This window comes from Sorangium sp. So ce1335 (assembly GCF_051521615.1).
Taxonomy (GTDB): Bacteria; Myxococcota_A; Polyangia; order Polyangiales; family Polyangiaceae; genus Sorangium.
In genome coordinates this window covers 10,315,381-10,326,175 of the sequence record NZ_CP150363.1, presented here as the reverse complement: position 1 = coordinate 10,326,175, position 10,795 = coordinate 10,315,381, and the positions used below count along the sequence as shown (strand labels likewise).

The window sequence follows — 10,795 nt, the reverse complement described above, 5'->3', positions numbered from 1 at the left end:
GCGCCGGGCCAGCGGATGCCGTAGGCTGTCCGCGATGGGGCAGCCTGCCAGGCGCACCGGGCTCTCGCCCGCGGAGTACCTCGCGTTCGAGCGGGCCTCCGAGCAGAAGCACGAGTACGCGAACGGCGAGATCTTCGCCATGTCGGGCTGTTCGCGGGAGCACAGCCTCCTGGCGGGGAACATCCAGCGCGAGCTCGGCAATGCGCTGCTGGAGCGCGCCTGCGAGGTCCACACCTCCGACATGCGGGTCAAGATCGCGTCCACGGGGCGCTACGTCTATCCCGACGCGTCTGTCGTCTGCGGCGAGCCCGTGTTCGAGGACGCAGAGGTCGACACGCTGATGAATCCGAGCGTGGTCGTCGAGGTGCTCTCCGAGACGTCGGAGGCCTACGATCGAGGCGACAAGTTCGCGCAGTACCGGAGCGTCCCCTCGATCGTGGAGTATGTGCTCGTCTCCCAGAAGGAGGCGCGCATCGAGCACTTCCAGCGGCAGCCGGACGGCCGGTGGCTGCTCTCGATCCTGGGCCCCGGCACGCAGCTCGAGCTCGAGTCGATCGGCGTCGTCATCGACGTCGACCGCGTCTACCGCAAGGTACCGCTCGCGCCCGCCGCGAACGAATGGGCTGAGCGGCGATAGAAGGTACGTCGGGCGTCCGCGCGCGGCGGCTCGACGGAGCACGGCGTCGGGGCACCACCGCCGGGCGCGCGCTCGCAACACGCGACGGTGAGCGCGTCACGGAGCCGGTCGGCAGTACTCCTCCTGCGACGTGACCGACTCCACGACGACCGTCGTGCCCTTTTCGATAACGAACTCGCTCTCGCCGACCTCCGTCCCGTCGGGGCTCCAGTCGTACGTGTAGCCAAGGCGCGTCCACGGGTAGCCGTTCTCGCCGTAGGACGTCGCCTCAAGAGCGTTGACCCAGTCCACGTGCTCTTGCGGCGTGCCGCTCGGGAAATCGAGCTCGGCGACCGAGTCGTCGATCTCCGGGTCCGGGCTCGGGCGGAACATCGACTCGGCCGGCACCCAGAGCTGAACGATGCGGTCCTTCCCGTCCTCCGGCGGCAGGCCGAGCCGCTGCTCGAGCCGCAGTGAGAGCGCCGTCCCTTCGAGCCCGCTCGCGCGGCAGAACGCCTGGAGCCTGGGCGCCGCCGTTCCCCAGACCTCGACGGCGAGCGTCGTCTCCTCGCCCACCAGCTCGTCATAGCCCGCGTACGACGTCCAGGTGACCATCAGCACGCGATCCTCGTCGTCGCGGAGGAGCTCACCGTTCTCGCCGTCGATCGCAATCAACGTGTCCACGCGCTCGCTCTCCTCGGCGACCTCGGCGTCGGCGACGGCCGCCTGGTACAGCGCGAGCAAGCTCGTCTCCCCGCCCGCGCCGCCGCTGCCGCCCGCGCCGCCGCTGCCGCCTGCGCCGCCGCTGCCGCCTGTGTCATCACCGCCGCAGGCGGCGAGCAAGGCACACGCGCAAGTCCCCACCAGCAGACCGAATTGGCTCCTCATTCCCTCGATGCCTCCCGCCCGTTTCGTCGGCTCGGCGAGAGCCGATCGGCGACGGGCCGCCGCAGGCTACAGCAACGAGGTCCCTCCACGTGACCTCACGGCACGCGCGGCAGGGCGAGCGCCTCGGCGGCGCCCGCGCACGCCATCAGGTCGCGTCATGAAAGATGATACCCACCGTGTGACGGCGCCCCGAGTGCACGCGGCTGACCCCATGTCGCATGTTGACCCGGTACACCCCGCGCGTCCCCTGCACCGGCCGGTGGCGGACCGCGAACACCGCCGCGTCGCCCTGGCGCATCGGCACCACCATCGGCCGAGATTGCATGCGCGGGCGCTGCTCCGTCATCACGAGCTCGCCGCCCGTGAAGTCGCGCCCGGGCTCGGACAGGAGCATCGCGACCTGGAGCGGAAAGACATGCTCGCCGTAGAGGTCCTGGTGCAGGCAGTTGTAATCGCCCTCCCCGTACTGCAAGAGGAGCGGTGTCGGCTGGACCTGACCCGCGGCGTGGCAGCGCTCGACGAAGCGCGCGTGGTCCTCCGGGTACTGCACATCGAGGCCCATGGCCTCGCTCCAGCGGTTGGCGATGGGCACGAGGCGCGGGTAGACGCTGGCGCGCAGGGCGGCGACGAGCCCGGGGAGCGGGTGCGCGAAGTACTTGTACTCCCCGCGCCCGAACCCGTGGCGTGCCATCACCACGCGGCTGCGAAAGGGCTCCTCGCGCCCGTACAGCGCCGCGAGCTCGCCGCACTCGTCCCCGGTGAGGAGCCCCTCGATCACCGCGCAGCCCTCGGCGTCGAGCGCCTGCGACACGCGCGCCCAGTCGGTCGACGCGACCCGCTGCTCCACGCTCCTTGCGACGGGGACGACCTCCTGGCGCGCCTTCATGCGCTCGCCTCCCGCGCCGGCGCGCCCGCCTCTCGTGCGCCCGCCTCCTGCGCCGGCGCGCTCGCCTCCCGCGCCGGCGCGCTCGCCTCCCGCGCCGGCGCGCTCGCCTCCCGCGCCGGCGTGCTCGCCTCCCGGTCGAGCAGCGCGCGCTTGCGCTCGACACCCCAGCGATACCCCGACAGCGCACCGTCGTTCCGCACGACGCGGTGGCACGGGATCGCCACCGCCAGCGCGTTCGCCGCGCACGCCTTGGCCACGGCCCTGGCCGCCCCGGGAGCGCCGATGGCGCTCGCGATCTCCGCATAGCTGGCCGTCGCGCCCATCGGAATGGCCCGCAGCGCCTGCCAGACGCGCTGCTGGAACGCCGTGCCGCGGACGTCGAGCGGCAGCTCCGCGCCGGCGCGGGGGCGCTCCACGAGGCCCACCACCTGCGCGACGAGCTGCTCGAACCCGGCGTCGCCGCCGATCAGGCGGGCCCGCGGGAACCGACGCTCCAGGTCGTGCACCAGCTCCTCCGGGTCGTCCCCCAGCAGGATGGCGCACACGCCCCGCGCGGTGGCCGCGACGAGGATCGAGCCGAGCGAGCACTCCCCGATCGCGAACCGGACATCCATGTCCGCGCCCCCGGCGCGGTACCTCGTCGGCGTCATGCCCAGCACCTGATTCACCTCCTCGTAGAAGCGCCCGCCCGAGCCGTACCCGGCCGCGTAGATCGCCTCGGTCACGGTGCCGTCCTTGCCCAGCGCGGCCCTGACCCGCCTGGCGCGGTGCGCGGCCGCGTACGCCTTCGGCGTCACCCCCGTCACGGCCTTGAAGACGCGGTGCGTGTGGAAGACGCTCAGCCCGGCACGGCGCGCCAGCTCCTCGAGGCTCGGCACCTCGTCGCTCTGCTCGATCAGCCGGCACAGCGCGGCCACCTGGGCCGCCTGACGCTCGGCCAGGGGAGGCTGGTCCGGCTTGCAGCGCATACACGGGCGGAACCCCGCCCGTTCGGCGGCGGCCGCGCTCGGGTGAAAGTCGATGTTCTCGGGCCTCGCAGGGCGCGCGCCGCACGATGGACGGCAGTACACACCGGTCGTCTTGACCGAGTAGAAGAACGTGCCATCGGCGCTCGCGTCGCGCGCCACGACGGCTGCCCAGCGCGGATCGCGCTCCACCGCGGCTGCGCGCGGGGGGGCCTTCTTCGACATGTCGTCCGTCGTCTGCCGGTGATGCTTGCGGTTCACGCGACGACCTTAACCCGCGCTGGAGAGCCCGGCACTCCGGGTCTTGCTCCCGAATTCGCGCGGCGGCGCGTGCCCGGGCCTCGCCGGGCGGGACGTCTCCGCCGACGAGCTCGCCCTGCGCGGCGCGCGGCGCTCGAGCGCCGGCCGGAGACCTCGACGGCGCTCGCTCGCCGCGCCTCGCTCACTGCTCCGGCGCCGCGTCCGTCTTCCGCACGCGCGCCCGCGGGCGCATCGGCGGACCCATCGGCGCGGCGCGGGCCTCGGTCCGCGCCGCATCGCGCGGCGCGGCGGTGATCACATGCTCTTGCCGTCGAACTTCATCGTCTCGAGCCCGTCGAGATCGACGTCGTCCAGGCAGCGCACGTTGATGGCGCACATCTCCTTCCCGTCGGGCCCCGTTCCACGCGCGAACGACTCGACGCCGCAGGCCGAGCAGAACAGATGATGAATGACCTTCTTGTTGAACTGGTAGTCCGTGAGGACGTCTCCACCCTGCTTGAGCGTGAACTGGTCCACCGGCGCGAAGGCCAGCATCACGCCCAGCTTCGAGCAGCGCGAGCAGTTGCACACGCCGACCGGGGCGCTCAGGTCCACCTTTACCTCGTAGCGAACCTTCCCGCAGTGACAGCCACCCGTATAGGTCTTGAGCTCCGTCATGTGCGCATGCTGCCACAGGGCGCCGGCCGCGTACCGCCAAAACCACCGAACGGTGCGGCCCGCGCGGGCCCAGAGGGGCGTCCGCTCCGGGGCGCCGCATGGGCAGGCCGCTTGGCGGCGACCTCCGCCCCGGCGCATTGCCTCTCGTCGAGGGTTCTTCTCGGTGCCCGGCCCAGCCGGCCGACCCCGCCGCCGCGCGAGGGATCCGGCGGCGGTTTTCTGCTGCACCCGCACTGCGTGCTTCCGGCGGTGCCAGCTGTTATTGCTCCTCGTAATCCCAGGTCAGCCCGCCGTCGACGAAGTACGTCGAGCCGGTCACGTAATCGGCGTCCGCGGAGGCGAGGAACACCGCGAGGCCGGCCACGTCCTCGGGCTTGCCCAGGCGTCCAAGGGGGATCTGCCCGAGCAGCGCGTTCAGCTTGTCGCGGTCCTTGAGCAGATCGGCGTTGATCTCCGTCTCGATCGCGCCCGGCGCGATCGCGTTGACGGTGATCCCGGTGCCGCGCAGCTCCACCGCGAGGGTGCGCGTGAGCATGCGCACGCCGCCCTTGCTGGCGCAATACGACGCGAAGTTGGGAAATGGCAGGTCCTCGTGCACGGAGCTGATGTTGATGATCTTGCCGGGCCGCCCGGTCTGGCGCAGGTGCCGGACCATGGCCTGGCTCCCGAAGAACACCGCCTTGAGGTTGGTGTTCACCACCTGATCGTAGTCCTCCTCGGTCACCTCCCAGAACGGCGCCCGCTTCTCCATGCCGGCGTTGTTGACCAGCACGTCGAGCCGGCCGAAGTGCGCGACCGTCTCCTTGATCAGCGCCTGCACGCTCTGGACGGAGGCGACGTCGACGGAGAACAGATGACCTCGCCGTCCGGCGGCCTCGACCTCGGCCAGGGCCTCCTCGGCGCCTTCTTTGCTCTTGTGGTACGTGATCCCCACGTCCGCCCCCTCGCGGGCGAAGCGGGCGGCGATGCTGCGGCCGATCCCCCGGCTGCTACCTGTGACGAGCGCGATCTTGCCTTGCAGTCTCATGGTGACCTCTCGTCTCCTGCTCTAGCACACCCGCTCCGAGCTCCGCCGGCACGCGTTCGACGATCAGCCCGCCTGACCGAGCGGCTCAACCGATCTCGCCCCCCGCGGCCGCGCTCTCCCGCCCAGCTCAACTGCCGCGCTCGCCACATGCCCTGTCGCAAATTGCCACGCGCCCGTCGCCCGCCGCGCGCATGACGCGCCGCTCTCGGCCCGCGCTGCGTGGCAGACCGCTTGCAGGGCACTGCAGCACAGGGACCGCCGCTCGGCACGGGCGGCTCGCCACGACCGGGAGGCCTCATGACGGATCGCGCATACGACAAGGACACTGCATGGACAAACGCAGTGCTCCCGCCCATCGCTCCTCTCGCGACCGAGCACCGGACGACGGTGTGCGTGGTCGGCGCGGGCATCGCCGGGCTCACGACAGCGTACATGCTCGCGAAGGAGGGCAGGGGCGTCATCGTCCTCGACGACGGCGTGATCGGCGGCGGCGAGAGCGGGTTCACGACAGCGCACATCGTGAACGCGCTCGACCGCCGCTGGACCGAGCTCGCCAAGCTCCACGCGCCGGAGCGCCTCCGCCTCGCCGCCGCCAGCCACACCGCCGCCATCGATACGATCGAGCGGATCGTGCAGGAAGAGGGCATCGATTGCGACTTCCGCCGGGTGCCGGGGTACCTGTTCGCGGCGCCGGGGCACCCGTCGAGCACGATCGAGGACGAGATCAGGGCCGCTCGCGAGGCCGGGCTCGATCTCGTCCACGGCGTCGAGCGCGCGCCCCTCGACACGTTCAACACCGGGATCGCGGCGGCGTTCCCGCAGCAAGGCCAGTTCCACATCCTCCGCTACCTCGCCGGCCTCGCCCGCGCCGTCGAGCGGTACGGGGGCAAGATCTACACGAGATCGCACGTCGTCGACGTCGACGAGCACGCCGAGCCCGAGCACGTCGTCGTCAAGACGGATCGCGGCGTGAACATCGTCGCGAACGAGGTCGTGCTCGCCACGAACTCACCCTTTTTGCCGTGGATCTCCGTGCACCTGAAGCAGGCGGGGTACAGGACGTACGTCATCGCCCTGCGCGTGCCGCGCGGCTCCATCCCGCCTGGCCTCTACTGGGACACCGAGGACCCGTTCCACTACGTCCGGCTCAGCAACCTCGACGGCGCCGACGGGCCGGACGAGCTCCTCCTCGTCGGCGGCGAGGACCACAAGACGGGGCAGGCCGACGACGCGGATCAGCGCCACGCGCGGCTCGAGGCGTGGGCGAGGGAGCGATTCCCCCAGGCGGGACCGGTCGTTCACCGCTGGTCCGGAGAGGTCATGGAGACGGCCGACGGGCTCGCGTTCATCGGCCGCCTGAAGAAGGAGTCTCGCATCCTCCTCGTGACGGGCGATTGCGGCAACGGCATGACGCACGGGACGATCGCCGGCCTCCTGCTGAACGACCTCGTCCACGGCCGCGAGAACGCGTGGGCCGGGCTCTACGAGCCCACCCGCGTGAACCTCACCCTGCACTCCGCGTCGGAGTACCTCAAGGAGAACCTGAACACGGCGGCGCAGTACACCGACTGGCTCACGGGCGGCGATCTCGACGACGTGGAGAAGCTCCCTCCGGGGGCGGGGGCCATCATGCGACGGGGGCTCACGAAGCTCGCCGTCTACCGCGATCCGCAGGGCCATGTTCACGAGCGGTCGGCCGTGTGTACCCACCTCGGGTGCATCGTCGCGTGGAACCCGGCCGAGCGGACCTGGGACTGCCCCTGCCACGGATCGCGCTTCGAGTGCACGGGCCGCGTGATCCGCGGGCCGGCGACGAGCGACCTCAAGCCGGTCGACTCCGCCGCGCCGGGCGAGGCCGAGGAGCCCGCGAAGAAGGAGCTCGCCCGGACCGGTTGAGCCTGCTTCAGGGCTCGACGTGGGACAGGGCCGGTGCGACGGGTAGATGGTCACGAAAACCATGCAGGAGAGAGAACCCCGGGGGGCCGCGGCCGGGCCCGGCGACGCGCCGTTCCTCGCCGGCGACGGAGAGATGGCGCAGCGCATGCGCGATCTCGACTGGTCGCGCACCCCTGTCGGCCCCGTGGAGACGTGGCCGCAGAGCCTGCGCACCGCGGTCAGCCTCTGCCTCGCCTCCCGTCACCCCATCGAGATCTGGTGGGGGCCTGAGTACGCCCGCTTCTACAACGACGCGTACCGCCCGATCCTCGGCGCGACGAAGCACCCGCAGTTCCTGGGCCGCCCGGGGCGCGAGTGCTGGGGCGAGATATGGGACGTCATCGGCCCGATGCTCGACGGGGTGCGCGCCACCGGGCAGGCGACGTGGTCCGAAGATTTCCAGCTGATCCTCTCGCGCAATGGCTACCTCGAAGAGACGTATTTCACGTTCTCCTATGCTCCTGTCCTGATCGAGGACGGCACCATCGGGGGCATCTTCTGCGCGTGCGCCGAGACGACCGCGCGCGTGCTCAGCGACCGTCGCCTCCGGGCGCTGCGCGCGCTGGGCGCCCAGTCGGCCGCCGCCGCGATGGTCTCCGTGGAAGAGACGTGCGCGCGCTCGGCGAGCACGCTCGCCGGGAGCTCCGCGGACGTGCCGTTCGCGCTCCTCTACCTGATCGAGCCGGGCGGCGCGGAGGCCCGCCTCGCCGCCGCCGAGGGCCTGTCTCCTGGCGGCCGCGCGAGCCCCGAGCGCATCGCGCTCGCGGAGCTCGCGAAGACCGACGCCGCCGACGCCGCGTGGCCGCTCGCCGAGGTCGCCCGGACGCGCCGGTGCCTGCGCCTCGACACCCCCGCCGAGCGGTTCGGCGAGCTCCCGGGCGGCCCGTGGCCCGAGCCGTCCCGCGAGGCGGTCGTGCTGCCGCTCGCGCGCGCCGGGCAGGCCGCGCTCCTCGGCTTCCTCGTGGCCGGCGTCAGCCCGCGCCGCGCGCTGGACGCGGCGTACAGCGACTTCTTCGAGCTCGCCGCCGGCCACATCGCCACGACGATCTCCGGCGCGCGGGCGTACCAGGAAGAGCGCCTCCGCGCCGAGGAGCGCGCCGAGCTCCTCGCGCGCGAGCAGGCCGCCCTCGCCGAGGCCGAGCGGCACCGGTCGCGCCTCGAGACGCTGTTCACGCAGGCCCCGGCCGGCATCTGCGTCCTGCGCGGGCCCGAGCACGTCTTCGAGCTCGCGAACCCCCGGTACCTCGAGCTCATCGGCGACCGCGACGTCGTCGGCAAGCGCCTCCGCGACGCGCTGCCCGAGGCGGAGCAGGTCGTCGTCCCGCTGCTCGACCGCGTGTACGCGACGGGCGAGCCGTTCTTCGGCAACGAGTTCCCCGTGTCGATCGAGCGCGGCGGCGAGGTCGAGGAGCGCTACTTCAACTTCATCTACCAGCCCATCTACGACGCCGCCGCCCAGGTCGAGGGCGTCGCCGTGCTCGCCTTCGAGGTGACCGACCAGGTGCGCGCGCGCCGGCGCGCCGAGCAGCTCGCCCACGCGCTCGCGATCACCAACCAGGATCTCGACCAGTTCGCCTACGTCGCGTCCCACGACCTCAAGGCCCCGCTCCGGGGCATCGCGAGCCTGTCCGAGTGGATCGAGGAGGGGCTCGCCGACAAGATGAACGACGAGGCGCGCCAGCAGATGCGCATGCTCCGGGGCCGCGTTCACCGCCTCGAGGCGCTGATCGAGGGCATCCTCAGCTACTCGCGCGCTGGCCGCATCCGCGACAAGCTCTCGCTCGTCGACGTGGGCGCCGTCATCGCCGAGTGCGTCGAGCTCCTCGCGCCGCCCCCCGAGGCGCGCATCGTCGTCGGCGACGGCATGCCGACGATCCTCGCCGAGCGCGTGCCGGTGCAGCAGGTGTTCATGCACCTCATAGGCAACGCGCTGAAGCACGCGCGCCGCGCGGACCCCGTGATCGAGATCGCGTGCGCCGACGCGGGCGACTTCCACGACTTCACGGTGAAGGACAACGGCCCCGGGATCCCGGCGCAGTTCCAGGAGCGCATCTGGGGCATCTTTCAGACCCTCGAGGCGCGCGACAAGCTCGAGGGCACCGGCATCGGCCTGTCGGTCGTGAAGAAGGTCGTCGAGACGCGCGGGGGTCGCGTGGCGCTCGAGTCCGAGCCGTACGCCGGCGCGACCTTCCACGTCTACTGGCCGAAGCGCCAGAAGGCCGCCTCGTGACAGCGGGGACGAGGCGGCGACGTGCTCGGAAGCCAGGCGTGCGGTGATGGGCATGGGCGCGGCCGGTCCATGGTCCCCCGCCGCCCGGAAGGCGGAGCTCGGCGCGCCGAGCGAGACTCAGTGTTTGCCGAGGCGCTTGACCTCTCTCCCGGCGAGCAGCGCGTGCGCCTCCGCCAGCACCTCGGGGATGCGGTGGCGCTGCGGCGCCCCGGCGAGCGCCTGCGCGAGATCGAGCTCCCGCGCGCGCTCGGCGCGGTTTCCGGGGAACCAGTGATCGCCGTTGCCGAGGAGGTTGTACCGCTGCTTGCCGTAGGCCGTCATGTCGAACGCCCTGGCGAGGTTGTAGAGCCGCAGGATCTCGCGGACGTTGATCTGCCCGGGGGCGGCCTCCCACTCGGGGAGGCCGACGTGCCATGTGTCGACCCACGCGCGCCCGAGCACCCGCGCGAGCTCCTCGTCGAGCCCGCGCAGGATCGGCCCCAGCGCGGCCTGCGCGGCGCCCTGGCCCTCGAGCAGCGGCAAGACCTTCATGTGCTCGTCGAAGTCGGACGGGCGCGCCGCGCCGACGCTGATCGTGTGGATCTCGGGGCGCGCGAGGCAGAACAGGTCGTTGAACACGATCGGCGAGAGCGGGGCGCAGAGCCGCACGAGCTTGTCGCTCGGCTCGTACAGCCTGCCGCCCTTGTCGGTGGGGCTGATGATGAACACCCCCATGTCGCGCTCGGCGGCGGCCTCGATGGCCGGCCAGTTGAGCTGGTTCACGTAATACCAGTGCAGGTTGACGTAATCGAAGCGACCGTCCTGCACCATGGCCAGGATCACGCGCGTCGACGCGTGCGTCGAGAACCCCACCGCGCGCACGCGCCCCTGCCGCTTCAGCTCGAGCGCGGCGTCGAGGCAGCCCCCTTCGCGCAGCGACCACGACAGGCGCGCCTCGTCGTTCACGCCGTGGATCGCGAACAGGTCGACGTGGTCGAGGCGAAGGCGCTGCATCGACCGCTCGAACGTATCGAGGAACTCCTTCGGATCCGCCGTGGGGCCGACCTTCGTCTGGACGATGATCCGGTCGCGCGGCAGCTTCGGCAGGATGTGCCCGAGCTGCTCCTCGCTCGTGCCGTATCCCCGCGCGGTCTCGATGTGGTTGATCCCGAGCTCGAGCGCCCGCGCGATGCACGCCTCGACGTTGCGCTGGCTCCCGGGCGAGATGCGGTCGCCGTCGTTCCAGGACTGCTGGTACCGCATCCCTCCGCACGAGAGGACGGGCATCTTGATCTCGGTGCGACCGAAGCGGCGGTAGAGCATGCGTGTCACCTCGAGCGTGGAAGGGGGG

9 protein-coding genes are annotated in these 10,795 nt (G+C 71.6%); 3 read left to right on the top strand and 6 right to left on the bottom strand.

Annotated features, from left to right (window positions below):
* Nucleotides 1-34: 34 nt before the first annotated feature.
* Entirely contained in the window at nucleotides 35-637 is a 603-nt protein-coding gene (locus WMF24_RS38610) for a Uma2 family endonuclease (RefSeq protein ID WP_437732453.1), read from the top strand.
* 96 nt (nucleotides 638-733) lie between these two features.
* Here the strand turns inward: WMF24_RS38610 and WMF24_RS38605 are convergent, their stop codons facing one another.
* From WMF24_RS38605 to WMF24_RS38585, 5 genes are all read right to left on the bottom strand, one after another.
* Nucleotides 734-1,504, bottom strand: a complete 771-nt coding sequence (locus tag WMF24_RS38605; RefSeq protein ID WP_437732452.1) for a hypothetical protein — start codon at nucleotides 1,502-1,504, stop codon at nucleotides 734-736.
* A gap of 145 nt (nucleotides 1,505-1,649) precedes the next feature.
* On the bottom strand, nucleotides 1,650-2,390 hold the full coding sequence (locus WMF24_RS38600) for a 2OG-Fe(II) oxygenase (protein ID WP_437732451.1): 741 nt from the start codon (nucleotides 2,388-2,390) through the stop codon (nucleotides 1,650-1,652).
* On the bottom strand, nucleotides 2,387-3,580 hold the full coding sequence (ada, locus tag WMF24_RS38595) for a bifunctional DNA-binding transcriptional regulator/O6-methylguanine-DNA methyltransferase Ada (RefSeq protein ID WP_437738905.1): 1,194 nt from the start codon (nucleotides 3,578-3,580) through the stop codon (nucleotides 2,387-2,389). Before ada ends, WMF24_RS38600 begins: the two co-directional genes overlap by 4 nt.
* Nucleotides 3,581-3,910: 330 nt before the next feature.
* Nucleotides 3,911-4,273, bottom strand: coding sequence for a GFA family protein (locus WMF24_RS38590; RefSeq protein ID WP_437732450.1), 363 nt, complete (start codon nucleotides 4,271-4,273; stop codon nucleotides 3,911-3,913).
* Nucleotides 4,274-4,532: 259 nt separating this feature from the next.
* Nucleotides 4,533-5,300, bottom strand: coding sequence for an SDR family NAD(P)-dependent oxidoreductase (locus WMF24_RS38585; protein ID WP_437732449.1), 768 nt, complete (start codon nucleotides 5,298-5,300; stop codon nucleotides 4,533-4,535).
* A 297-nt stretch (nucleotides 5,301-5,597) separates the two neighbouring features.
* Between WMF24_RS38585 and WMF24_RS38580 the strand changes: the two genes are divergently transcribed.
* Nucleotides 5,598-7,196, top strand: a complete 1,599-nt coding sequence (locus WMF24_RS38580; RefSeq protein WP_437732448.1) for an FAD-dependent oxidoreductase — start codon at nucleotides 5,598-5,600, stop codon at nucleotides 7,194-7,196.
* A 61-nt stretch (nucleotides 7,197-7,257) separates the two neighbouring features.
* Nucleotides 7,258-9,465 carry a sensor histidine kinase gene (locus tag WMF24_RS38575; protein ID WP_437732447.1) on the top strand — a complete coding sequence of 736 codons (2,208 nt, stop codon included), beginning with the start codon at nucleotides 7,258-7,260 and terminating at the stop codon, nucleotides 9,463-9,465.
* A gap of 117 nt (nucleotides 9,466-9,582) precedes the next feature.
* Here the strand turns inward: WMF24_RS38575 and WMF24_RS38570 are convergent, their stop codons facing one another.
* On the bottom strand, nucleotides 9,583-10,767 hold the full coding sequence (locus WMF24_RS38570; protein WP_437732446.1) for an aldo/keto reductase: 1,185 nt from the start codon (nucleotides 10,765-10,767) through the stop codon (nucleotides 9,583-9,585).
* Nucleotides 10,768-10,795: the final 28 nt, after the last annotated feature.